Genomic DNA, 24102 nt, shown 5'->3' with positions numbered 1-24102 from the left:
GTTGTCTGGACTGTTGCGCGCGGCGGACGTTCATATTTTCATCACGGCCCGCGCACTACAATGCACGTCATGGCGATCATTTGAACCGAAGGGAATGACAGCACCATGACATCGAACGACAGCGCGGCGCCGGCCACGACGCTCGAACGCGGCGCGGGCGTGGCCGTCTGGAGACAGATCGAACAGATTCTCGCCGCAGAGATCACGGCAAGCGGGTTCGGCGAAGAAGGGCGGCTGCCGAGCGAGGGTGAGCTGGCGAAGCGCTTCGACGTCAACCGTCACACGGTGCGCCGCGCGATGCTCGGCCTCGCCGCGCTCGGCCTCGTCAGCGTCGAGCAGGGGCGTGGCACGTTCGTGCAGCCCGGCGCGATCGACTATTCGATCGGCCGCCGTACGCGTTTCACCGAGAACCTGCGTCAACAACACCACTCGCCCGCGGGCACGATGCTGTCGGCCGCGCGCGTGAAGGCCGAGCCCAGTGTCGCGAAGGCGTTGGGTCTGCGCGCGGGCGCGGCGGTCTATCGCATCGAATCGCTGAACGAGTCGGACGGCGTGCCGCTCACGTACGCGCGCAGCTGGTATCCGGCCGCGCGTTTTCCGGATTTGCCGGAGGTCGTGCAACGCCTCGGCGGCACGACGAAAGCGCTGGCCGAATTCGGCGTGGACGATTATCTGCGCAAGTGGAGCCGCATCGGCAGCGTGCTGCCCGAGCCGGAAGTCGCGCGGCGGCTCAACATCAACCGTCAGCAGCCGGTGCTGTGGGTCGAGAACGTCGACGTCGATCTGCAGGGCACGCCGGTCAAATACGGCTTCACGCATTTCGCGGCCGATCGCGTGCAACTGCTCGTGGAGCATGACCTGTGAGCGGCCCCGTATGGAGTGCCGGAGCGCGCTTTGCGCTGTACTACGCGCCGTCGGTTGAATCGGCGTGGTGGCAGGCCGGCTCGACATGGCTCGGCCGCGATGCGCAAAGCGGCGAGCGCCGCGCGCAGCCGCAGCCGCCAGGCCTGACGCGCCCGCTCGCCGCGTTGACCGACGCGCCGCGCCGCTATGGCTGGCATGGCACGCTGGTCGCTCCGTTCCGGCTCGGCGCCGGCGTCATGCAGCCCGACGTGCTCGCGGCCGCGCGAGCCTGGGCGCTCGCGCAGCGGCCGTTCACGTTGCCGGTAGAAGCGGCCACGCTGGGCGACTTCGTCGCGTTGCGACCGGCCGATGCAGATGGCGAGACGCGCATTGGCGAACTCGCGTCGAACGCGCTGCAGTCGCTCGACAGGCTGCGCGCGCGGCCGTCGGCGGCCGATCTCGAGCGACGGCTCGCCGCGCCGCTCAGCGAACGCCAACGTGCGTTGCTGTTGCAATGGGGCTATCCGTACGTGTTCGACGAGTTCCGTTTTCATATGACGTTGTCCAGTTCGCTCGCCGATGCCGACGAGCGCGCGACGTTGATCGCATGGTGGCGGGAGCGCACGCCCGCGCTCGGGCCGCTCGCTGTGGATCAGGCCGCGCTGTTCGTCGAGCCGGCGGCGGGCGAGCCGTTCGTGCTTTGGCAGCCGCTGCCGTTCGGCCACGGCGCGCAACCTGGCGATCGCACTGACGAGCAGCAAGACGAGGTGAGCAGCCAATGACTGGGCGTTTGATCTATGTGATGGGGCCGTCGGGCGCGGGCAAGGATTCGCTGCTGCAGTTCGCGCGCATGCGGCTCGCCGGGGAGCCGCTCGTATTCGCGCATCGTTACATCACGCGGCCGAGCGGCAATGGCGAGGTGCATGTTGCACTAAGCGTCGAGGAGTTCGCCGCGCGCTCGGTGCTTGGCCTGTTCGCGCTCGAATGGTCGAGCCATTCGCTGCGCTATGGCATCGGCATCGAACTCGATGCGTGGCTCGCGCGCGGCTGCACGGTGGTCGTCAACGGCTCGCGGCAGTACCTGCAGCATGCGCTCGCGCGCTATCCACGCGCGGAAGTGGTGCACGTGAGCGCTGCGCCGCATATTCTCGAAGCACGGCTCGGCGCGCGGGCGCGCGAATCGTCGGAGCAAGTTGCGGCGCGGCTCGCGCGGCGCGCGCCGTTTGCGTTGCCGGCCGGCGTGCGCTGCACGACGATCGACAACTCCGGCGCGCTCGAAGAAGCGGGGCACGCATTGATCACGGTGCTCAAGGAGCAGGTGAGCGCATAGCGCAAGCACGCGGCCTTACTGCACGGCTCCCATCCGCTCCCGCGTCACCTGCCGCAAACATGCGACGAACTGCTGCACGGCCGGCGTCGGCAGCAGATCGCGTCGCGAGATGATGCTCAGATCGTAGTTCGGCAGCGCGTCTTCGATCTGTGCGACGCGAATGCCGAGCGGCGCGACCCTCTGCGCAAGCGGCCGCGTGAAGCAACTGATCGCGTCGGTCTGCGACACGAGCCCGAGCGTGACTGCAAACGACGACGGCGCGCGCAGCAAGCGCTTCGGTACCGGCAAGCCGTGCGCGCTGAACATCGCCATCATCACGCTGTGCGGGAAGTGATCGGCGCCGACCGTGACGATCCACTCGGCGTCGAGCAGCTCGGACAGACGCGTGACGTTCGCGAGCGGATGGCCAGCGCGCATCGTGACGACGAACTGCGTCGAGTACAGCGGCACCTGCACCAGATCGTTATCCAATGCCAGAACGTGATGGATCGCCGCGAGATCGAGCGCGCCGTTGCGCAGACGCGCGAGCGCGTCGGGCACGGTCACTTCCTCCAGATGCAGACTCACGAGCGGCATCCGCTCGCGAAAGCTCGACACCGCATGCGGCAGTACCGTCAGCGCGAGCGATGGCATCGTGCCGACGCTGACCTTGCCGGCCAGTTCGCCCTTGACCTGCTCGACGGCCTCGACCGTGCGGCGCATGTCGCCGAGCAACTGCTCGGCGCGCGGCAACAGCGCGAGCCCGCACGCGGTCAGCTCGATGCCGCGCACGCTGCGCACCATCAGCTCGGCGTTGAGCGCGCTTTCCAGCTCGCGAATCGTATGCGTGACGGCCGGCTGCGTGACGCCAAGCTCACGCGCGGCGGCGCGCAGAGTGCGGTGATGCGCGGCGGCGACGAAGGCCTGCAACTGCTGCAGTTTCATAAGGGTAACCCCGTATATAAGGCCTGTTAATCAGGGTGAAAAAAATAGCATCTTATTCGAACAAAACGGCGTGGCTATAGTGCGAGGCTACTCACTGGAGCCATACAAACCATGAACGAGACCCCGCGTTTGACCGAAGTGTCCGATCTGGAACCCGCCGCCGCGAGCCTGCGCGAGATTCGCCATCACATTCACCACCATCCGGAACTCGCGTACGAGGAAGTGCAGACCGCGGCGCTCGTCGCGGAAAAACTCGAAAAGTGGGGCTGGCAGGTCACGCGCGGGGTCGGCAAGACCGGCGTGGTCGGCACGCTGAAAGAGGGTGACGGCAAGCGCAGCATCGGCATTCGCGCGGACATGGACGCGTTGCCGATCATCGAACAGACCGGCCTGCCGTACGCGAGCGGCACCCACGGCAAGATGCACGCGTGCGGCCACGACGGTCACACCACGATCCTGCTCGGCGCCGCGCAACGTCTCGCGGCCACGCGCAATTTCTCGGGCACCGTGCATTTGTATTTCCAGCCGGCCGAGGAAAGCGGCATCGACAGCGGTGCGCTGAAGATGATCGACGACGGCCTGTTCGAGCGCTTCCCGTGCGACGCCGTGTTCGGCCTGCACAACCATCCGGGAGCCGAGCCGGGCGTGTTGCTGTTCCGCAAGGGACCGTTCATGTCGGCGGGCGATAAGGCGATCATCACGATCGAAGGCGTCGGCGGCCATGCGGCGCGTCCGCATCTGACCGTCGATCCGGTCGTGGTCGCGGCGAGCATCGTGATGGCGCTGCAAACGATCGTCGCGCGCAACGTCGATCCGTCGCAGCCCGCCGTGGTGACGGTCGGCTCGATGCACGCGGGCACCGCGAACAACGTGATTTCCAGCAGCGCGCGGCTCGAGCTCAGCGTGCGCTCGTTCAGCCCCGAGGTGCGCGCGTTGCTGAAGAAGCGCATCACTGAGTTGGCCGAGTCACAGGCCGCGAGCTATGGCGGCAAAGCGCACGTCGAGTACATCGAAGGCTATCCGGTCGTCATCAATACGGATGCCGAAACGGATTTCGCGGTGCAGGTCGCGCGCGAACTGGTGGGCGACGACAAGGTGGTCGAGCAGACCGACATCCTGATGGGTAGCGAGGACTTCGCATTCATGCTGCAGAAGCGGCCGGGCACGTTCCTGCGCATCGGCAATGGCGTCGGCGAGGACGGCTGCATGGTGCACAACCCGCACTACGACTTCAACGACCGCAGTCTGCCGATCGGCGCGGCGTTCTGGGCACGGTTGGTGGAGCGCTATCTCGCGCAGTGAGCGCTTGATGCAAACGACGCGGCGCGCACGAGGCGTGCGCGCCCGGCTGCTCGTCACCGCGCGGCCAGAGTCACGAAACGTTCATTAGCCGCGCCGCGCGACCATCTCCGAGACTGTCTGCGCGGCGCGCTGCAGCGGTTCCAGGAACGCCTTCACCATCTGTTTGGCCGAATTGCGCTGTGCGTTGCCGCTGATGTTCATCGCGGCGATCACGCGGCCCTGGCGATTGCGAATCGGCGCGGACAGCGAAATCAAGCCGCCTTCGAGCTCCTGATCGACGATCGCCCACCCCTGGCGACGCACCAGCTCGATCAGCTTCTTCAACTCTTGCTTGTCGGTGACGGTGCGCGGCGTGTGCGCGTAGAGCGGCGTCGAGTTCAGCGTCGCGTCGAGCGTCGCGTCGTCGAGCGAGGCAAGCAGCACGCGGCCCATCGACGTGCAGTACGCGGGCAGGCGGCTGCCGATCGACAGGTTGATCGTCATGATCTTGTGAGTCGGCACGCGCAGCACGTAGACGATCTCGGTGCGATCGAGCACGGCCGCGGAGCAGCTTTCGTGCACCTGCGCCGACAGGCTTTCCATCACCGGTTCGGCGAGATTCCAGAACGGCATCGAGGTCAGATACGCGAAGCCGAGGTCGAGAATCTTCGGCGTCAGACGAAACAGGCGTCCCTCGGCTTCCACATAGCCGAGTGTTTGCAGCGTCAGCAGGATCCGGCGCGCGCCGGCGCGCGTGAGACCAGTCGCCGCGGCGACGTCGGTGAGCGTCTGTTCAGGCCGCGTCGCGTCGAACGCGCGGATGACCGCGAGGCCGCGCGCGAACGACTGCACGTACGAGTCGCCCGGTTTCTCCGGGGCCGGTTCGGCGTTGGCGGGCGCGACGGAAGACGGCGGCAGGGCTTTGCTCATGGACCTTGATCGTGGGTTCGGAAGAGTGCGCGCGAAGGACGCGCGACGCGTTTTGCGTTGCGGCGCAAAGGCGAGACGATAGCTTAAGCCTTCTATTTCGCCAAATAACGCCGATTCGTGCAAAAACCCCAGGGTTTGCGTGGATGCGATTCCCACTCCAAATTTGTATGATGACCCGATAACCTGACTAGTTCGAGACACCCGGTCCAACCGATCCGCCATGTTCGACAAGATTCCCGCGCGCGCTTTGAGCGACACCGTCGCGCAGCAACTGCTGAAGCAGATCGACAAGGGCACCTTTGCGCGCGGCGCCAGGCTGCCGACCGAAGCCGTGCTCGCGCAACAGTTCGGCGTAAGCCGCACGGTGATTCGCGAGGCGCTGTCGCGGCTGAAGAACGAGGGGGTGGTCGAGCCGCGCCAGGGCAGTGGCGTGTTCGTCGCCGGGCACGGCGCGATCCGCCCGCTGCGAATCGACTACGCGCAAGCCGTGGAGCCGGGCTCGGTCGTGCAGATCCTCGCGCTGCGTCGCGCGATCGAGGCGGAGGTCGCGTCGGAAGCCGCGATGCGCCGCAGCGATGCCGACATGGCCGCGATCGACGCCGCGCTCGCGCGCATCGAGCGCGCGGTCGGCAATGGCGAAGACGGTGTTGCCGAAGACGTCGCGTTTCATCGCGCGATCGCGGCGGCTACGGGCAATCCGTATTTCCTGAAGACGCTGACGTTCCTCAATCAGTACCTCGAAGCGGGCACGGTCGTCACGCGCCGCAACGAGGCGCTGCGCGAGGACTTCTCGCGGCAGGTGCGCGAGGAGCACGCGGCGATCGCCGCGGCGATTCGCGCCGGCGATCCGATGGCGGCGCGCAACGCCGCGCAGACGCATCTGTACAACGCGGCGCGGCGGCTTGCCGAGGCGGGCATCGTCTGACGCGCCGAAGGCGCGCGGTGATTCCGACGCGCGCGAACCCACGAATGCAGCACCTATCCATAGAGGTCATGCATGTCGAGAAATGTCGGTGTCGTAGGTTTGGGGGCCATGGGGCTCGGCGTCGCGCGCTCGCTGTTGCGCGCGGGCTTCAGGGTCCGCGCGTGCGACTTGCGGCGCGACGCGCTGCAGGCGTTCGTCGATGAAGGGGGCATCGGCTGTGCGACGCCCGCGGAGCTCGGCGCGCAGTGCGAGGTCGTGATCACGCTGGTCGTGAATGCGGCGCAAACCGAGGCCGTGCTGTTCGGTGAGCACGGCGCGCTCGCGGCCATGAAGCCGGGCGGCGTCGTGATCGCGAGTGCCACGGTCGCGCCGGAGTTCGCGAGCGATCTCGGCAGGCGCGTCGAGGCGGCCGGTCTGCAGATGCTCGATGCGCCGGTGTCGGGCGGCGCGGCGCGCGCGGCGTCGGGCGAGATGACGATGATGACGTCCGGTCCCGCGGCCGCTTATGCCGCGTGCGAAGACGTGCTCGCCGCGATCGCCGGCAACGTGTATCGGCTTGGCGCCACGCATGGCGCAGGCTCGAAGGTGAAGATCATCAACCAGCTGCTGGCCGGCGTGCATATCGCGGTGGCCGCCGAGGCAATGGCGCTCGGCCTGCGCGAAGGTGTCGACCCGGACGCGCTATACGACGTGATCACGCACAGCGCGGGCAATTCGTGGATGTTCGAGAACCGCGTGCCGCATATTCTCGCGGGCGACTACACGCCGCTGTCGGCGGTCGATATTTTCGTCAAGGACCTCGGCCTCGTGCTCGATACCGCGCGTCGCACGAAGTTTCCGCTGCCGCTGTCGGCGGCCGCGCATCAGATGTTCATGATGGCGTCGACGGCGGGCCACGGTGGCGAAGACGACTCGGCGGTCGTGAAGATTTTCCCAGGCATCGAATTGCCGACGAAGCAATAGGCGAGGGAGAGGTCATGACGGCTCAAACGAAACCCGCGCTGCTCGGCTGCATCGCCGACGACTTCACCGGCGCCACCGATCTCGCCAACATGCTCGTGCGCGGTGGCATGCGCACGGTGCAGACGATCGGCGTGCCCACCTCCAACGCAGCGCTCGGCGCCGATGCGCTCGTCGTCGCGCTGAAGTCGCGCACGATCCCGGCCGCCGACGCGGTCGCGCAATCGCTGGCCGCGCTCGCCTGGCTGCGCGCGCAAGGGTGCCGGCAATTCTTCTTCAAGTACTGCTCGACCTTCGATTCGACCGATGCGGGCAACATCGGCCCAGTGACCGATGCGTTGCTGAATGCGCTGTCCGCCGAGTTCGCTGAGCGCGCGTCGTTCACGATCGCGTGTCCCGCGTTTCCCGAGAACGGCCGCACGATTTTTCGCGGTCATCTGTTCGTCGGCGATGCGCTGCTCAACGAGTCGGGCATGGAAAACCATCCGCTGACGCCGATGCGCGACGCGAACCTCGTGCGCGTGCTGCGGCGGCAAACGCAATCGAAGGTCGGCCTCGTGCGTTACGACCAGCTCGCGCAAGGCGATGCGGCCGTGCGTGCCGCATTCGCCGCGTTGCGCGTCGACGGCGTACGCATCGCGATTGCCGATGCGGTGTCCGACGCCGATTTGCACACGCTCGGCGCGGCCTGCGCGGACCTCGCGCTGATCACCGGCGGCTCCGGCGTCGCGCTTGGTTTGCCGGCCAACTTCCGGCGCGCGGGTCTGCTCGGCGAGCAAACCCATGCCGCGCAATTGCCGCGGATAGAAGGTTTGTCGGCGGTGCTCGCGGGCAGTGCGTCGACGGCGACCAACGCGCAGGTCGCCGCCTGGTGCGCGACACGGCCCGCGTTCCGCATCGATTCGCTCGCGGCGGCGCGCGGCGAGGACGTCGTCGGCGAGGCGCTCGCGTTCGCACAACAGCGCTTCGTGCACGCGGAAGCGGTGCTGGTCTATGCGACCGCATCGCCCGACGAAGTGCAGGCCGTGCAGCGCGAACTCGGCGTCAACGAGGCCGGGCATCTGGTCGAGAAGACGTTGGCGGCGATTGCGCGCGGTCTGCGCGAACGGGGAGTGCGCAAGTTCGTCGTCGCGGGCGGCGAGACTTCGGGCGCCGTCGTGCAGGCGCTCGACGTGCGCATGCTGCGCATCGGCGCGCAGATCGATCCGGGCGTGCCGGCCACGGCGACGGCCGAAGCGGAGCCGCTCGCACTCGCGCTGAAATCCGGCAATTTCGGCACCACGGACTTCTTCGACAAGGCCCTGCGCCATCTCGACGGAGCCGCGCAATGAGCGACGCACCGGCACTTCACACCTGCGCCGAAGCGCGCGTGCGCGAGGAAATCTGCGCGGTCGGCGCGAGCCTGTATCAACGCGGCTATACGGTCGGCAGCGCCGGCAACATCAGCGCGCGGCTCGACGACGGCTGGCTGATTACCCCGACCGACGCGTGCCTCGGTCGCCTCGATCCCGCCGACATCGCGAAGGTCGATGCAAACGGCCACGCGGTGTCGGGCGGCAAGCCGTCGAAAACGCTGGCGCTGCATCGCGGTATCTATGCGCGCAACGGCGAGGCGCGCGGCATCGTCCATACCCATTCGACGCATCTGGTCGCGTTGACGCTCGGGGGCGTATGGAGCGAAGCGGACGTGCTGCCGCCGATCACACCGTACTACGTGATGAAAGTGGGCCACGTACCGCTGATTCGCTACGAACGCCCGGGTGATCCCCGAGTGGCCGCGCAGATCGCCGCGCTGGCCGATCGGGTGCGCGCGGTGTTGCTCGAACGTCTGGGGCCGGTAGTGTGGGAGCGCTCGGTCGCGCACGCGTCGTATGCGCTCGAAGAACTCGAGGAGACCGCGCGCCTGTGGCTGATGACGAATCCGCGGCCCGCGCCGCTCGACGCCGCCGCGATCGAAGAACTCCGTGCCGCGTTCGGCGCGCGCTGGTAGCAGCGCGCATTGCCGATGAACGCCGCGCACCGTATCGCACTGTCTTGAAGGAGCTGCCGCCATGCCTCGCTTCGCCGCCAATCTGTCGATGATGTACAACGAGCACGCGTTCCTCGATCGCTTCGCCGCCGCCGCGCGCGACGGCTTCAACGCGGTCGAATTCCTGTTTCCCTACGAGTTCCGCCCGGGCGAGCTGAAGGCGCGGCTCGACGCGCATGGCCTCACGCAGGCGCTGTTCAATGCGCCACCCGGCGACTGGAGCGGCGGCGAGCGCGGCCTTGCGTCGTTGCCGGGCCGTGAGGACGAGTTCCGCCGCAGCATCGACACGGCACTCGAGTACGCGCGCGTGCTCGGCAATCGCAAGCTGCATGTGATGGCGGGGTTGATCGCCGGCGATCAAGCGGGCGAAACGCAGCGCAAAACACAACGCGACGTGTACCTGAACAACCTCGCCTATGCCGCGCGGACGGCGCAAGCCGAACAGATCACGGTCGTCATCGAGCCGATCAATACGCGCGACATGCCCGGCTATTTCCTCAATCGACAGGACGATGCGCAAGCGATCTGCGCCGAACTCGGCGCGCCGAATCTGAAGGTGCAGTTCGATTGCTATCACTGCCAGATCGTCGAGGGCGATCTCGCGACGAAGCTCAAACGCGATATGGCCGGCATCGGTCACATCCAGGTTGCGGGTGTGCCAGAGCGGCACGAGCCCGACATCGGCGAGCTGAACTACCCGTACCTGTTCGATCTGATCGATGCGCTCGGCTACGACGGCTACATCGGCTGCGAATACCGGCCGCGCGCGGGGACCTCGGCGGGGCTTGGCTGGCTGAAGCCTTATCTCGATGCGGGGCGTTGACTCTTTCCGACAACCACTGACGCACACGTAACCATGAAAGTACTGATCACCGGCGGTGCCGGTTTTCTCGGCCAGCGTCTCGCGCGCGAGCTGCTCGCGCGCGGCGCGCTGAAAGATGCGCACGGCGCGCCGCAAGCGATTACCGGGCTCGTGTTGCTCGACGTCCTGCGCGCACACGATTTCGGCGATGCGCGCGTGCGCACCGAAGTCGGCGATATCGCGGAGCGCAGTGTGCTCGAACGCGTGATCGACGATCAAACCTCGGCGATCTTTCATCTCGCTGCGATCGTCAGCGGCCAGGCCGAGGCGGACTTCGATCTCGGCATGCGTATCAATCTCGATGCGTCGCGGCTGCTGCTCGAAATCTGCCGGCAGCGCGGGCACCAACCGCGCGTCGTGTTCACCAGTTCGGTCGCGGTCTACGGTGGCGATCTGCCTGCAGTCGTGCAGGACGACACCGCGCTCAATCCGCAGTCGTCGTACGGCGCGCAGAAGGCGATCGCGGAGCTGCTGCTCAACGATTATTCGCGGCGCGGTTTCGTCGACGGCCGCGTGCTGCGGCTGCCGACCATCAGCGTGCGGGCGGGGCGGCCGAATGCGGCGGCGTCGTCGTTCGCGAGCGGCATCGTCCGCGAGCCGCTCAATGGCGAGGAGGCCGTGTGTCCGGTCGCCGGTTCGACGCGGCTGTGGTTGCTGTCGCCGCGCAAGGCGATCGAGGGTCTTATCGCCGGCCTCGAACTCGATGGCGCCGCGCTTGGCAAGCAACGCGTGCTGAACCTGCCGGGCTTGTCGGTCAGCGTCGACGAGATGATCGCGGCACTGCGCGAGGTCGCGGGCGAGGCGGTCGCGAGCCGCATTGTGCGGCAGCCCGACGAGCGCATCGAGAAGATCGTCGGCAGCTGGCCCGGCGCGTGGGATACGTCGCGCGCCGAACGGCTCGGGCTCGCGACCGAGCGCAGTTTCGCGGACGTGATTCGCGGCTACATCGCCGATGAAGGAATCGAAGTTCGCTGAAGATCGCCCCCTCCGCGTATTCCCTGGTGTCGCTTGGCACGGCTGCGGCCGTGCTTGACATGCTTTCGCGCCCCCGCCTATTATCGAGGCTGTTTTGTTCGATATATGACCTTGTGTTCGTATAAAGAACATGAGGCGGGCGAAGAAGGGGCGGCAGCCGTATCGGTCGTCAATCCCAAGCCCATCGTTCACGATCCTGCGCTAAGCTGCTTCGACGTGACGGCGCGCTACGCCGCCGCCATTTTGCAGTTGCCCGTCCGCGGCCGTTGACGCCCAGGGCCGATGCCTCGGCGCATCGAACCGGCCTCATCGGTGCGAAGCCGGCCGAGGCGCAGCGCACGCAGCATCTCAACTGGAGACATCCCATGACCGAAGCATTCCTGTGCGATGCGATTCGCACCCCCATTGGCCGCTATGCGGGTTCGCTGTCGTCGGTGCGCGCCGACGACCTGGGCGCGGTGCCGCTCAAGGCGTTGATGGAGCGCAACAAGAACGTCGACTGGACCGCGATCGACGACCTCATCTACGGCTGCGCCAACCAGGCCGGTGACGACAACCGCAACGTCGCGCGCATGTCGCTGCTGCTCGCGGGTCTGCCGAAGGACGTGCCGGGCTCGACGGTCAACCGTCTGTGCGGCTCGGGCATGGATGCGGTCGGCATCGCCGCGCGCGCGATCAAGTCGGGCGAGGCCGCGCTGATGATTGCCGGTGGCGTCGAAAGCATGAGCCGCGCGCCGTTCGTGATGCCCAAGGCGACCAGCGCGTTCTCGCGTCAGAACGAGGTCTACGACACGACGATCGGCTGGCGTTTCGTGAACCCGCTGATGAAGAAGCTGTACGGCGTCGACTCGATGCCGGAAACCGGCGAAAACGTCGCGACCGACTACAACATCAGCCGCGCCGACCAGGACGCATTCGCGCTGCGCAGCCAGCAGAAGGCGGCGCGCGCCCAACGCGACGGCACGCTCGCGCAGGAGATCGTCGGCGTGACGATCGCGCAGAAGAAGGGCGATCCGATCACGGTCATGCAGGACGAGCATCCGCGCGAAACGAGCCTCGAAACGCTCGCGAAGCTGAAGGGCGTCGTGCGTCCGGACGGCACGGTGACGGCCGGTAACGCATCGGGCGTGAACGACGGCGCGGCGGCGTTGCTGCTTGCCAATGAAGAGACCGCGAAGCGCTTCGGCCTCACGCCGCGCGCCCGCGTGCTCGGTGTGGCCACCGCCGGCGTCGAGCCGCGCGTGATGGGCATCGGCCCGGCACCCGCGACGCAGAAGCTGCTCGCGCGTCTGGGCATGAAGATCGACCAGTTCGACGTGATCGAACTGAACGAAGCGTTCGCCTCGCAAGGTATCGCGGTGCTGCGCGCCCTCGGCGTCGCCGACGACGATCCCCGCGTGAACCCGAACGGCGGCGCGATTGCGCTCGGCCACCCGCTCGGCATGAGCGGCGCGCGTCTGGTGACGACCGCGACGTATCAGTTGCAACGCACGCAGGGCCGCTTCGCGCTGTGCACGATGTGTATCGGTGTCGGCCAAGGCATCGCGATCGCGATCGAGCGCGTGTGATGCGTGAGCTGGTTTAGCGCCAGCTTCGGTCCCCGCGCTAGGCGGGTCTCCGCGCAAGCTGAATAGTAAAAAGCGGAAGGGCCGGCGTCGAGACACGCCGGCCCTTTGTTTTGATCGCGCCTTGTTGCGCCGGGCGCAGGCGTTATGACGCCGCTTCGACGGTCAGATGCATGACCTCATGCACCGGTGCGAGCCGCGCGCGGATCGTCTCGGCCGTAACGCCGCCATGCGTGCGCACACTGACGATCGCCGCTCGCGCCTCCGGGCCGATCTGCCAGACGTGCAGGTCGGCGATCTCGGCATCGCCGTGCGAATCCAGGATTTCGCGGATTTCGCCGGCCACGTGCTCGTCGGTTCTGTCGAGCAGCACGTCGGCCGTGTCGCGCATCAGCGTCCATGCCCAGCGCGCGATGACGATCGATCCGACGATGCCCATCAGCGGGTCCGTCCAGACCCACCCGAGATAGCGGCCGGCCAGCATGGCCACGATCGCCAGCACCGAGGTCAGCGCATCGGCGAGCACGTGCACATAGGCCGAGCGCAGGTTGTTGTCGGACCCATGCGCATGGTCGTGATGATGGTGATGATCGTGATGCCCATGGTGCGCATGGCCGCCCGACAACAGCAGCGCGCTGACGATGTTCACGACCAGCCCGATCGCCGCAATCACCGCGGCCTGCCCGAACGCGACACCGGTGGGATGAACGAGGCGGATCGCCGATTCGATGCCGATGCCAAGCGACACCAGCGCGAGAATCAGCGCCGAAGCGAAGCCGGCAAGCTCGCCCACTTTTCCCGTTCCGAAACTGAACGCGCGGTTTGCCGAGTTGCGTCTCGCGAACGCATACGCGAGCGCGGCAATGCCGAGCGCGCCGGCATGCGTCGCCATGTGGAAGCCATCGGCGAGCAGCGCCATCGAGCCGGTCACGTAACCGGCCGCGATTTCGCCGATCATCATGACAACGGTGAGCGCGACGACGAAGCGGGTCCGGCGCGCGTTGTCGTCGTGCGCGCTGCCGAGAAACGAGTGCTCGTGTTTGCGGATCAGATGGTCAGTCATACAAACTTACTTCGAATAGCGGCGGATTGCGCCGATCAATGCATCAACTCCCTTCTTGCGCTGGCTGGCCGTCAGGTCCGGATGCGCGACATGTTCGCGCGCGTGCGCCTCGACGATCTCGTCGAGCAGGCCGTTCATTGCGCCGCGGGTCGCGGCCACCAGGTGCAGGACTTTTTCGCAATCGGCGTCCGACTCCAGTGAACGCTCGATAGCCTGAACCTGGCCCGCGATGCGACGAACGCGCTTCAATAAGCCGTCTTTGTGTGTGCTCAGATGTGCCATACATATACCCCCTATAGGTATATAGAATAGCACGGTGACGAGATGGCGTTTCTGATGGCTGTCGGCGGCCATGCCGATGCATACGTCGGCAAATCGTTCGCGTCATACTGTTGGCCGTGGTTGTCCTGTAAGCGCAGAGTTCACGACGCCGGGCACGAATGCTGCGTAGCACGAAGCGATTGCGCTCGACGCGCATGACCGACCGTCAAGCCGTATCGATACCTTGCAGGAGGAGAACGCGGATGAAAATAGCGACGATAGCTGCAGCATTGGTCATCGCGGTGGTGGCCGCGGCCCCGCCGGCGCGAGCGCAGGGCGACATGGCGAGCACCGCGCAAGCGATGCTCAGCGCGGCGCAGCCGGTGCATATGACGGCGGAGATCGTCGCCATCGATGCGGGCAACCGTTCGCTGACATTGAAGGGTCCGCATGGCGACGTCGCGATCGTGCTCGTCAGCCAGCAGGTTGCCGGTTTCGATCAACTGAAGATCGGCGATCGCGTCGACGTGCTGTACAAGAATGCGTTGCTCACCAAGGTCGAGAAGGCTAGCAGCGCGGGCAAGGGGATTCGCGAGCGGATCGACCGGCGGAGCTATGCGCCGGCGTCGGGCGAGTACGAGTCGGCGCGGCAGACCGAGGTGCTCGCGACCGTGCTGAAGATCGATCGCAAGCAGCGCCTCGTGACGCTGCGCGGCGCGTATCAGACCCAGACCTTCGAAGCCGCGCCCGACGTCGATTTGAGCGACGTGAAGGTCGGCGACACCGTGCATGCGGCGTTCGTGTCCGCCGCCGCCGTGCAGGTGACGCCGGTCGGGCAGTGAGCGGCGGGGCCGCAGTCGATTCCGGCGGCCGCATCTGTTTCGCAAACTATGTCGAAATATGTCGCGGCTCCCGCCGAATGCCCGCAAAACCTTGCCTGGCGGGCCCGCGTCGCGGTGAAACAGCGCGACATATGTTCCGTGATGATTTCCGCGGTGTGTCCTTCTATAGTCCGTTCGTTGCCACGCGGCAGTGACGCAAGTGGCCCGAATCCAGCAAGGACATACCGTGAAAAATCGTTCATTCGCAGGTTCCGACAGGGTCTGCGCCAGCATGGCGCGAGGCGCGCTGCGCAAGGTGGTGCTCGGCGCGGCCGCCGCCGTGCTCGCGCTCGGCAGCGCATCGGCGTTCGCGTGGTCGGGTCACGGCACCGCGTACACGTCGCGCGGCGTCTATAACGGCGCGCACTACGGCTCGTGCGGCGGCGGTAGCTGCTCGCATGCGGGCAGCGTGGCCGGCCCCTATGGCGGCGTCGCGAGCAACACTGGCACGGTCACGCGCACGGCGCCCGGCCAGTTCTCGAACTCGGGTACCGCGACGGGCCGCTACGGCAACTCGGTGCAGCACTCGGGCGACACCAGCTGCGCGGGCGGCTCCTGCTCGCATAGCGGCACGCTGACCGGTCCCGACGGCAAAACGGCGACGACGTCCGGCGACGTGACGCGCACCGCGCCGGGCCAGTATTCGTCGTCGGGCTCGATCAGCGGGTCGAACGGCAATACGGTCAATCATTCTGCGTCGACGAATTGCGCGGGGTCGACCTGCGCGCGCTCGGGCACGGTGACGGGTCCGGACAACAACAACGTCTATCACTCAGGCACCGCGACGCGGGTCGCGCCCGGCGTCGTGACGACTTCGACGAGCGTGACCGGCACGCAAGGCCACACGGCGACGTCGAGCGGTACGGTGGTAACAGGCGGCGTGGTGGTCGCGGGCGGGACCACGACGGCGACCGGTACGACCGTGGTCGTTGCGCCGAAGCCGGTGGTGGTCGTGGCGCCGCCTCCGTCGGTCGTCGTCCCGCCGCCGGTCGTGTACGTGCCGCCGCCGGTCGTGGTGACGCCTCCGCCGGCCTATGTTCCGCCGCCGGTGGTGGTCGTGGCGCCGCCCCCGCCGCCGGCCGTCTACGTCGCGCCGCGTCCCGTGTATGTCGCGCCGCGGGCTGTGGTCTGGGTGCCGGGCCATTGGGTCGGGCGCGTGTGGGTGCCGGCGCATTGGGCCTGACGATGAGCGCGGCGATGAGAATCAGAACCTGCGTAGAATCGTGGCGCTCACGTCGCGCCGCGCGGTGCGACGCGATGTGCGAAATGGCGGGCTCGTGTCCACCATCTGCTGAGGGGGAGCGTCACTCGCGAGCGCAAAGGGCTGCGCGGGGCGCGCTCCGCAAAACGGTCGCGCTCGCGACGATCGTCGTGGCGACGTTGCTGGCGGTCAACGCAGTCATCGACGCCGGCGACGCCAACGACGACCTTCGCGCGAACCCCGCCGCCGGCGCGGCGAGCGACTGTTCCGCGCGCTACGCCGCGTTGCTCGATCTGGCCGAACTCGCGCGGCGTGACGGCAAATCGTCCGAGGTGGTCGTGCGTGGCTTGAGCCAGCAGAACGGGGCAATGAGCGAGTGCATACCTGCAGGCCGGGTCAGGCCTGCACCGCCATTACATTGAACGCGGCCGCGTCAGATCGCGTTCCAGAAAAATCGCGCCGGGGATCGGATTGGACACGTAGGCGTCGATGGGCTCGAATCCCAGCGATGCGTAGAGGCCGAGCGCTGCTTGCATCGTCGGCAGCGTGTCGAGACGCATGCGGCGATAGCCTCATCGCGAACAGCGAGAATCCCTTGAAGAGGTATCGGTCCTGATTCTGCGCAATCCAGTTTCTGGCTGATTCGTGAAACAGCCACCGCCAGTGGCGCCACGCCGACGCTGCCGCGCCTGGGTGATGGCACTCTTCTTACTCACAAACGACCCATCGGCCACAGCTAACGCAAGGTCCAGTTCATCGACGACCTCGCTGATTGACTGGTGTGTGGCTGATACCAACTAATGGATTGAATCGCTTGACCGGGTATTTGTGGAGGAGGCGCAAGATCAAACTATGTTTCAGTCAGGACTGGTGCATTGCAGAACATCTTTGTCAAAACGTTGCTCAAAATCGCTTCGGCCGAAGCGATCGACAGATCATTGGGCATCGTCATGTTGAAGTAGAGGATGCCGTCGACCAATGCGATAACGGCGAGCGCGTGGTCGGCGAAAGGGCCCGGCAACTGTATGTTGAGGCGCTTGCATAGCTGCTCAATGAAGTACGCGATCATGTCGCGCTTTTGCAGGCATAAGGCATTCACATGTTGTCGGAATTCTGCGTCACGCATGGCATGCAAACGTGCCTCAGCCCAGATGATGTAGTTGTTGTCGTCGCGATAGCACTGCGCGTACAACAAGGTGAGCTGCACTTGCAGGTTTTCGCTGGACGGTGCGGCGTCTCGCAGCTTCTGCAAGTTTTCTTGCATGTTCTGGTGATCGAGACGGAGCAGTTCGACGAATAGATCGCTCTTGCTGCTGAAGTTCGAGTAAAACGCGCCGCGGGTATAGCCGGCCTGGGCTGCGATATCCTCCACGCTAGTCGCAGCAAACCCTTTTTCGGCGATGCTCGACGCTGCTGCGTCGAGCAAGCGCCGCCGGGTTCGCTCACGACTTTCTGCTCGCGTCATTCGTTTGTGTGGCATGCGGCAAAGCGCTCATATGGCAAAGAACGATGGCCAAAATCCACGCTCCTCGCAAATCGTTTGGTGCGTAGGGCTGCTATTTGAAGGCGACCGCTTCGGATTCGGGAGGTTGCCATCCGCCACCAAGCGCCTTGAAGGCAGCAACGGCTGCGCGTGCGGATTCCGTTTGCGCCTGCACCCGCTCGTCCGAGGCGCGTAGCAGGTTGTCGTCGGCCTGCAAGACTTCGATCAGGCTGACGACGCCTTTTTGATAGGCTGCGAACGAGGCCGCTCGAGCGCGACCGAGGGAATCCACTCCCTGGGCGAGCACCGCGGCCTCTTGCTCGCGCTTCACGAGTGCCGAGAATGAGTTCTCGACGTCTTCGGTTGCATGAAGCGCGGCGAGCCGATACGCGGCCAGCATTTCCGCCTGCTGCCCCTTGGCCTGCTCGATCTGCGCATTGATGCGGCCGAAATCGAACAGACGCCAGCGCAGCCCCAGCACGCCGGCGGCCTGATTGGCGCCGGTACTGAACAGGTTGCCGCTGGCCACCGAGGTAGCGCTGCCGAGCAGTCCACTGAGCGACACCTTGGGGTAATACTCGGCGATGGCCACGCCGATGCGCGCGTTCGATGCGGCGAGGCGACGCTCGGCCACGATCAGGTCGGGCCGGCGCCTGAGTAACTCACCCGGCGATCCTGTGTCCGCGATCCGCAGGGCGACCGGGATGTCACCAGCTTCGACCAGTTCGGCTCGATGCGTGCCGGGCTGTGAACCCAGCATTACATCCAGCGCGTTTATCGCAGCATCCAGACCCGCCTCGAGGACCGGGACGGATGCCTGAACCTGGGACAGCGCACCTTCGGCCTGGCTCACCTGAAGGTCGGCCGCCAATCCTTTGCTATACAGGAGGTTGATGGTCGAAAGCAGATCCTGCTGCGTCTGCACCTGCCGCCGGGCAACCTTCAGACGGGCCTGCAATCCACGAATCGTGATGTAAATGTCGCCAGTCTGCGCCGCCACTGCCAGGCGCGTGGCCACCGCACCGGCTTCCGAAGCCTGGTATTCGGCAAGTGCCGCTTCCCGCCCGCGACGCAGGCCACCAAACACATCCAGTTCCCAGCTCGCGTTGAAATTAGCCTCGTAATCATTGCCATAGCGATCGAAACCGGGCGTCGAATTCAGGACTCGCCCCAAGGGGGTCTCAACCGACTGGTAGACTCGCGCCGCCTGCCCGCTGACAGTGCCGGACGGCAGCAGCGCGGCATTCGCCGCGCCAAGTCCCGCGCGCGCCTGCGAGACGCGAGCGGCGGCCTGCGCGAGGTCCAGGTTCTGATCCAGTGCGAGCGTGACGAATCGTGTCAGTTGCGGATCATCGAAACCCGTCCACCACGTGACAAGGTCGGCACTGGCCGCCGCGTGCCGGTGATCCACCGCGGCCTGGCCCTGGAACTGCTCGGGCATGGCTACATTGGGCCGGACATAATCGGGGCCTACAGCGCAGCCAGCCGAGAGACTGGCGGCAATAACCGCGGCAAGGATGGGTTTGGGTAGCATGAGCGTCTTCGCAAGATTCCGGTGGTGACTATAATACCAAATAGTCACTGGTTGTCCATTCCTGTATGCTATACCCATGAAAAAAGCCACCAGTTCCCCCATCCCGGCGCGCGGCCCCGCTGACCACGAGGTACGGGATCAGATCGTTGTCGCCGCCACCGAGCACTTCAGCCGGTATGGCTACGAGAAAACGACGGTCTCAGACCTCGCCAAGGCGATCGGGTTTTCCAAGGCCTACATCTACAAGTTCTTCGAGTCCAAGCAGGCCATTGGCGAGATGATTTGCGCGAACTGCCTGCACGAGATCGAAACCGAGGTCAGGTCGGCCGTCGCACAGACCGATCTGCCACCGGAGAAGCTGCGGCGGATGTTCAACGTCTTCACGGAAGCGAGCCTCCGTCTGTTTTTCCAGGACCGCAAGCTCTACGAGATTGCCGCATCGGCGGCCACGGAGAACTGGCAGGCGGTGCTTGCGTATGAAGAGCGCGTCCAGAAGCTGCTTCGGGACGTCCTCCAGGAGGGTCGGCAAAGCGGGGACTTCGAGCGCAAAACACCCCTCGATGAGACTGCGATGGCGATCTATCTGGTGTTGCGCCCCTACCTGAACCCAATGCTCCTGCAGTACAGCTTTGATTACACCAAGGTCGCGCCTGCACAACTGTCCGGTCTCGTGCTCCGCAGTCTGTCGCCTTGATGGAAATCTCGGTTGTGACCATTGACTAATTTGGTCACTAGAACCATAATGAAAGCCCCGATCACTCCGTCAATGGGTCTTTCATGCTCCGGCGTCGCCTTGCTACCTCTACAGTCGTCTGTGCACTGGCACTTGCGCTAGCCGCCTGCGGCGCAAAAGCACCGTCCGATCCGCGCACCGAAGCGCCCCTGGTGCGTACCGCCATCGCTCGGGCGGCGATCCCCGCCTCCCGTTCGTTTACCGGAACCGTCGCCGCGCGCGTGCAGAGCGACCTGGGATTTCGCGTCTCCGGCAAGGTGCTCGAGCGGCTGGTGGATGCCGGGCAAACCGTCAAACGCGGCCAGCTGCTGATGCGCCTCGACCCCATCGATCTGAGGCTTGCCGCGCAGGCCCGGCAGGACGCGGTCACCGCCGCGCGAGCACGGGCGCAGCAGACCGCGCAGGACGAAGAGCGCTACCGCGACCTGCGCGGCACCGGCGCGATATCGGCATCGGCCTACGACCAGATCAAGGCGGCGGCCGACGCCGCCAAAGCGCAGCTCAGCGCGGCCGAGGCCGACGCCGACGTTGCGCGCAACGCGACTGGCTATGCCGAACTGCTGGCGGACGGCGATGGCGTCGTGATGGAAACGCTGGCCGAACCGGGCCAGGTCGTCAGCGCCGGGCAGCCCGTGGTGCGCCTGGCGCACGCCGGGCGCCGCGAGGCTGTCATCCAGCTACCCGAAACCCTACGCCCCGCAATCGGTTCGGTCGCCCAGGCCACGCTGTTCGGCAACGGCGGTGTTAGCGTGCCGGCGACGCTGCGCCAGCTTTCGGATACGGCGGATCCTCGTACCCGGACCTTTGAAGCGCGGTATGTGCTGCAGGGAGAGCTGGCCGACGCCCCACTGGGCGCCACCGTCACGGTCCAGATTCCGGACGCGCGTTCCGCGGTGCAAGGCGGTTTGCAGGTGCCGATCGGCGCGCTGTTTGACGCGGGCAAGGGACCGGGGGTGTGGGTCATCAACGGCGAGCCGTCAAAGGTTGCCTGGCGGCCGGTTACTGTCGAACATCTGGACGACGATAGTGCTCGCGTCGCCGGTGAGATCAAGCAAGGCGACCGGATCGTCGCGCTCGGCGCGCAGCTGCTGCGCGAAGGCGAGCAGGTCCGGGTGACAAGTCAAGCCGTCGCCATGACGGCCGAGGGAGCCCGTCCGTGAGCGAAGGCCGTTTCAACCTGTCGGCGCTCGCCGTGCGCGAGCGCTCCATCACCCTGTTCCTGATCTGCCTGATTTCTCTGGCAGGGCTCGTTTCGTTCTTCAAGCTGGGCCGGGCGGAAGACCCCGCGTTCACGGTCAAGGTGATGACCATCATCACCGCATGGCCGGGAGCCACGGCGCAGGAAATGCACGATCAGGTCGCCGAGAAGATCGAAAAGCGCATGCAGGAGCTGCGCTGGTACGACCGGACCGAGACCTACACACGGCCTGGGCTGGCCTTCACGACCTTGACCTTGCTCGACAGCACGCCGCCGTCGGAAGTGCAGGAGCAGTTCTACCAGGCCCGGAAAAAAATCAGCGACGAGGCGGGCAATCTTCCATCCGGCGTGATCGGACCGATGGTCAACGACGAATACGCGGATGTTACCTTCGCGCTGTTTGCGTTGAAGGCGAAGGGTGAACCGCAGCGCCTGCTCGTTCGCGATGCCGAGACGCTGCGCCAACGGCTGCTGCACGTGCCGGGCGTGAAGAAGGTCAACATCATCGGTGAGCAGGCGGAGCGGATCTATGTCGAGCTCTCACATGACCGGCTGGCAACGCTGGGCGTGAGCCCCCAGGACGTGTTCGCCGCGCTCAACGGTCAGAATGCCCTGACGCCGGCCGGCTCCGTGGAGACCAAAGGTCCGGAGGTGTTCATTCGCCTGGACGGTGCCTTCGACAACCTGCAGAAGATCCGCGACACGCCGGTCGTAGCGCAGGGCCGCACGCTGAAGCTGTCGGACATCGCCACCGTTACGCGTGGTTATGAAGATCCGGCGACGTTCATGATCCGCAACAACGGCGAAACGGCACTGCTGCTGGGCATCGTCATGCGCGACGGCTGGAACGGGCTCGATCTCGGCAAGGCGCTGGACAGCGAGGTCGGCGCAATCAACGCCGGGCTGCCGCTAGGCATGAGCCTGACCAAAGTCACCGATCAAGCCGTCAACATTCATTCGGCGGTCGACGAGTTCATGCTCAAGTTTTTCGTCGCGCTGCTGGTGGTCATGCTGGTGAGTTTCGTCAGCATGGGCTGGCGGGTGGGCCTCGTCGTTGCCGCGGCCGTACCGCTGACACTCGCGGTGGTGTTCGTGGTGATGGCCGCAACCGGCAAGAACTTCGATCGCATCACGCTCGGATCGCTGATCCTCGCGCTCGGCCTGCTCGTGGACGACGCGATCATCGCGATCGAAATGATGGTGGTAAAGATGGAGGAAGGCTACGGCCGCATCGCCGCCTCCGCCTACGCGTGGAGTCATACGGCCGCGCCGATGCTGGCGGGCACGCTGGTGACCGCCGTCGGCTTCATGCCCAATGGTTTCGCGCGCTCCACGGCCGGCGAATACACCAGCAACATGTTCTGGATCGTTGGCATCGCACTGATCGCATCGTGGGTCGTCGCCGTGGTCTTCACGCCCTACCTGGGTGTGAAGATGCTGCCCGACTTCAAAAAGGTCGAAGGCGGTCACGACGCGATCTACGACACGCCGCGCTACAACCGCTTCCGTCAGTTGCTCACGCGCGTCATCGCGCGCAAATGGCTGGTCGCCGGTTCGGTCGTGGGCCTCTTCGTGCTGGCCATCCTCGGCATGGGCGTGGTCAAAAAACAGTTTTTCCCGATCTCCGACCGTCCCGAAGTGCTGGTCGAGGTGCAGATGCCCTATGGCACGTCGATCTCGCAAACCAGCGCCGCGACGACGAAGGTCGAAGCGTGGCTCGCGAAGCAGAAGGAAGCCAGGATCGTCACCGCATACATCGGGCAAGGCGCGCCACGCTTTTACCTGGCGATGGGGCCGGAACTGCCCGATCCGTCGTTTGCCAAGATCGTGGTGCGCACGGACAGCCAGGATGAGCGCGACGCATTGAAGCAGCGACTGCGTCAGGCAGTCGCCAACGGTCTCGCCTCCGAGGCGCGCGTGCGGGTCACGCAACTCGTGTTCGGTCCGTATTCGCCGTTCCCGGTCGCCTACCGTATCTCTGGTCCGGACCCGGACAAGCTGCGCGGTATTGCGGGAGAAGTTGAGCAGGTGATGGACTCCAGTCCGATGATGCGTACGGTCAACGCTGACTGGGGTACGCGCTCGCCCACGCTGCACTTCACGTTGCAGCAGGACCGTCTGCAGGCGGTGGGGCTGACATCCAGCGCCGTGGCGCAACAACTGCAATTCCTGCTAACCGGTGTGCCTGTCACCGCCGTGCGTGAGGATATTCGAACCGTGCAGGTCATCGCGCGTTCGGCCGGCGATGTTCGTCTCGATCCGGCCCGGCTCGGCGACTTCACGCTGGCTGGCGCGAACGGGCAACGCATTCCGCTGTCGCAGGTGGGCAAGGTCGACGTGCGCATGGAGGAACCAATCATGCGCTGGCGGGACCGCGTGCCGACGATCACGGTACGGGGCGACATCGCCGACAACCTTCAGCCGCCGGACGTATCGACGGCGATCACCAGGCAGCTTCAACCCATCATCGCCAGGCTTCCGACCGGCTACCGTATCGAAGAGGCGGGCTCCATCGAGGAATCGGCTAAAGCGACGAAAGCCATGTTGCCGCTCTTCCCGATCATGCTGGCGGTTACGCTCATCATCATCATCTTCCAGGTGCGCTCGATCTCCGCGATGGTCATGGTGTTCCTGACCAGCCCGCTGGGCTTGATCGGGGTGGTGCCGACGTTGATCCTGTTCAGGCAGCCGTTCGGCATCAATGCGCTGGTCGGTCTCATCGCGCTATCGGGCATCCTGATGCGCAACACGCTGATCCTGATCGGACAGATTCACCAGAACGAGCAGGCGGGGCTGGATCCGTTCCATGCGGTCGTCGAAGCTACCGTGCAGCGTGCCAGACCGGTGATCCTGACGGCCATGGCGGCGATCCTCGCTTTCATCCCGCTGACCCATTCGGTGTTCTGGGGGACCCTCGCGTACACGCTGATCGGCGGCACGTTCGCCGGGACGATTCTGACCCTGGTCTTCCTGCCGGCGATGTATTCGATCTGGTTCAAGATTCGACCCGAGCGTATCGCCGGCTTGCGCAAAGATCGGCATGAGCAGGTGCAGCCTTCCGAGCAAACGCTGCAGGACGCGCTCGACGCGGACAGTTAAAAAAACACCATCAATTCACCTGAAG

At 65.6% G+C, this 24102-nt stretch carries 24 protein-coding genes; 17 read left to right on the top strand and 7 right to left on the bottom strand.

The annotated features are described in order from the left end of the window. Nucleotides 1–105 precede the first annotated feature (105 nt). From phnF to phnN, 3 genes are read left to right on the top strand one after another with little or no spacing between them, the layout of a single operon-like run. Entirely contained in the window at nucleotides 106–864 is a 759-nt protein-coding gene (phnF, locus tag OKW26_RS15295) for a phosphonate metabolism transcriptional regulator PhnF (RefSeq protein ID WP_090809521.1), read from the top strand. Beyond that, complete coding sequence (locus tag OKW26_RS15290; protein WP_429354148.1) at nucleotides 861–1625, top strand: DUF1045 domain-containing protein; 765 nt, start codon at nucleotides 861–863, stop codon at nucleotides 1623–1625. Before phnF ends, OKW26_RS15290 begins: the two co-directional genes overlap by 4 nt. After that, the gene (gene phnN / locus OKW26_RS15285; protein WP_090809526.1) at nucleotides 1622–2173 is read left to right on the top strand and encodes a phosphonate metabolism protein/1,5-bisphosphokinase (PRPP-forming) PhnN; all 552 of its coding nucleotides are present in this window, start codon (nucleotides 1622–1624) and stop codon (nucleotides 2171–2173) included. The genes OKW26_RS15290 and phnN overlap by 4 nt, the downstream gene beginning before the upstream one ends. 15 nt (nucleotides 2174–2188) lie before the next feature. On the opposite strand, the gene OKW26_RS15280 is transcribed toward phnN, so the two are convergent. Then, nucleotides 2189–3097: a LysR family transcriptional regulator gene (locus OKW26_RS15280; protein ID WP_429354147.1), complete on the bottom strand. Its 909-nt coding sequence runs from the start codon at nucleotides 3095–3097 to the stop codon at nucleotides 2189–2191. 111 nt (nucleotides 3098–3208) lie between these two features. On the opposite strand from OKW26_RS15280, the gene OKW26_RS15275 reads away from it, so the two are divergent. Next, the gene (locus OKW26_RS15275) at nucleotides 3209–4399 is read left to right on the top strand and encodes a M20 aminoacylase family protein (protein WP_429354146.1); all 1191 of its coding nucleotides are present in this window, start codon (nucleotides 3209–3211) and stop codon (nucleotides 4397–4399) included. Nucleotides 4400–4483: 84 nt separating this feature from the next. Here the strand turns inward: OKW26_RS15275 and OKW26_RS15270 are convergent, their stop codons facing one another. Then, nucleotides 4484–5308, bottom strand: coding sequence for an IclR family transcriptional regulator (locus tag OKW26_RS15270; protein WP_429354145.1), 825 nt, complete (start codon nucleotides 5306–5308; stop codon nucleotides 4484–4486). A gap of 220 nt (nucleotides 5309–5528) precedes the next feature. Between OKW26_RS15270 and OKW26_RS15265 the strand changes: the two genes are divergently transcribed. From OKW26_RS15265 to pcaF, 7 genes are all read left to right on the top strand, one after another. After that, complete coding sequence (locus OKW26_RS15265) at nucleotides 5529–6233, top strand: FadR/GntR family transcriptional regulator (protein ID WP_429354144.1); 705 nt, start codon at nucleotides 5529–5531, stop codon at nucleotides 6231–6233. Between the two features lie 72 nt (nucleotides 6234–6305). Beyond that, nucleotides 6306–7196: an L-threonate dehydrogenase gene (gene ltnD, locus OKW26_RS15260; protein ID WP_429354143.1), complete on the top strand. Its 891-nt coding sequence runs from the start codon at nucleotides 6306–6308 to the stop codon at nucleotides 7194–7196. Nucleotides 7197–7210: 14 nt separating this feature from the next. Further along, complete coding sequence (gene otnK / locus OKW26_RS15255; protein ID WP_429354142.1) at nucleotides 7211–8524, top strand: 3-oxo-tetronate kinase; 1314 nt, start codon at nucleotides 7211–7213, stop codon at nucleotides 8522–8524. Further along, a complete protein-coding gene (locus OKW26_RS15250) occupies nucleotides 8521–9183 on the top strand; it encodes an aldolase (RefSeq protein ID WP_184073342.1) in 663 nt (220 codons plus the stop codon). The genes otnK and OKW26_RS15250 overlap by 4 nt, the downstream gene beginning before the upstream one ends. 61 nt (nucleotides 9184–9244) lie before the next feature. Then, entirely contained in the window at nucleotides 9245–10045 is an 801-nt protein-coding gene (otnI, locus tag OKW26_RS15245) for a 2-oxo-tetronate isomerase (RefSeq protein ID WP_429354141.1), read from the top strand. Nucleotides 10046–10078: 33 nt separating this feature from the next. Next, nucleotides 10079–11059 carry a D-erythronate dehydrogenase gene (gene denD / locus OKW26_RS15240; protein WP_429354140.1) on the top strand — a complete coding sequence of 327 codons (981 nt, stop codon included), beginning with the start codon at nucleotides 10079–10081 and terminating at the stop codon, nucleotides 11057–11059. A 365-nt stretch (nucleotides 11060–11424) separates the two neighbouring features. Continuing rightward, complete coding sequence (pcaF, locus tag OKW26_RS15235; RefSeq protein WP_184060673.1) at nucleotides 11425–12627, top strand: 3-oxoadipyl-CoA thiolase; 1203 nt, start codon at nucleotides 11425–11427, stop codon at nucleotides 12625–12627. 142 nt (nucleotides 12628–12769) lie between these two features. Here pcaF and dmeF read toward each other — a convergent pair whose 3' ends face one another. Together dmeF and OKW26_RS15225 are read right to left on the bottom strand one after the other, a co-directional pair. Continuing rightward, nucleotides 12770–13687, bottom strand: a complete 918-nt coding sequence (gene dmeF / locus OKW26_RS15230; protein WP_429354139.1) for a CDF family Co(II)/Ni(II) efflux transporter DmeF — start codon at nucleotides 13685–13687, stop codon at nucleotides 12770–12772. A 6-nt stretch (nucleotides 13688–13693) separates the two neighbouring features. Further along, entirely contained in the window at nucleotides 13694–14041 is a 348-nt protein-coding gene (locus OKW26_RS15225) for a metal/formaldehyde-sensitive transcriptional repressor (protein WP_429354138.1), read from the bottom strand. A gap of 170 nt (nucleotides 14042–14211) precedes the next feature. On the opposite strand from OKW26_RS15225, the gene OKW26_RS15220 reads away from it, so the two are divergent. The 3 genes from OKW26_RS15220 (at nucleotide 14212) to OKW26_RS15210 (ending at nucleotide 16452) form a co-directional block, all read left to right on the top strand. Further along, nucleotides 14212–14790, top strand: a complete 579-nt coding sequence (locus tag OKW26_RS15220; RefSeq protein WP_429354137.1) for a hypothetical protein — start codon at nucleotides 14212–14214, stop codon at nucleotides 14788–14790. Nucleotides 14791–15061: 271 nt separating this feature from the next. After that, nucleotides 15062–16012 (top strand): hypothetical protein, encoded by a 951-nt coding sequence (locus OKW26_RS15215; RefSeq protein ID WP_429354248.1) that lies wholly within the window; start codon nucleotides 15062–15064, stop codon nucleotides 16010–16012. A gap of 188 nt (nucleotides 16013–16200) precedes the next feature. Then, nucleotides 16201–16452 (top strand): hypothetical protein, encoded by a 252-nt coding sequence (locus OKW26_RS15210; protein WP_429354136.1) that lies wholly within the window; start codon nucleotides 16201–16203, stop codon nucleotides 16450–16452. Here the strand turns inward: OKW26_RS15210 and OKW26_RS15205 are convergent. The 3 genes from OKW26_RS15205 to OKW26_RS15195 form a co-directional block, all read right to left on the bottom strand. Next, the gene (locus OKW26_RS15205) at nucleotides 16444–16590 is read right to left on the bottom strand and encodes a hypothetical protein (protein WP_429354135.1); all 147 of its coding nucleotides are present in this window, start codon (nucleotides 16588–16590) and stop codon (nucleotides 16444–16446) included. The two genes, OKW26_RS15210 and OKW26_RS15205, sit on opposite strands and share 9 nt — an antisense overlap. Nucleotides 16591–16880: 290 nt before the next feature. After that, entirely contained in the window at nucleotides 16881–17510 is a 630-nt protein-coding gene (locus OKW26_RS15200) for a TetR/AcrR family transcriptional regulator (protein WP_429354134.1), read from the bottom strand. 76 nt (nucleotides 17511–17586) lie between these two features. Then, entirely contained in the window at nucleotides 17587–19047 is a 1461-nt protein-coding gene (locus tag OKW26_RS15195) for an efflux transporter outer membrane subunit (RefSeq protein ID WP_429354133.1), read from the bottom strand. A 76-nt stretch (nucleotides 19048–19123) separates the two neighbouring features. Here OKW26_RS15195 and OKW26_RS15190 point away from each other — a divergent pair, with 76 nt between their 5' ends. The 3 genes from OKW26_RS15190 to OKW26_RS15180 all read left to right on the top strand — a co-directional run bounded on the left by OKW26_RS15190 (nucleotide 19124) and on the right by OKW26_RS15180 (nucleotide 24077). After that, entirely contained in the window at nucleotides 19124–19741 is a 618-nt protein-coding gene (locus tag OKW26_RS15190; RefSeq protein WP_184039356.1) for a TetR/AcrR family transcriptional regulator, read from the top strand. 83 nt (nucleotides 19742–19824) lie between these two features. Then, nucleotides 19825–20940 (top strand): efflux RND transporter periplasmic adaptor subunit, encoded by a 1116-nt coding sequence (locus OKW26_RS15185; RefSeq protein ID WP_429354132.1) that lies wholly within the window; start codon nucleotides 19825–19827, stop codon nucleotides 20938–20940. After that, the gene (locus OKW26_RS15180; RefSeq protein WP_429354131.1) at nucleotides 20937–24077 is read left to right on the top strand and encodes an efflux RND transporter permease subunit; all 3141 of its coding nucleotides are present in this window, start codon (nucleotides 20937–20939) and stop codon (nucleotides 24075–24077) included. Before OKW26_RS15185 ends, OKW26_RS15180 begins: the two co-directional genes overlap by 4 nt. The last annotated feature ends 25 nt before the right edge of the window (nucleotides 24078–24102 follow it).

It is taken from the genome of Paraburkholderia sp. 32, from assembly GCF_050435345.1.
In the GTDB taxonomy this organism is placed as follows: Bacteria; Pseudomonadota; Gammaproteobacteria; order Burkholderiales; family Burkholderiaceae; genus Paraburkholderia; species Paraburkholderia tuberum.
The sequence above is the reverse complement of the archived record's forward strand: the minus strand, read 5'-3'. Positions and strand labels throughout refer to the sequence as shown.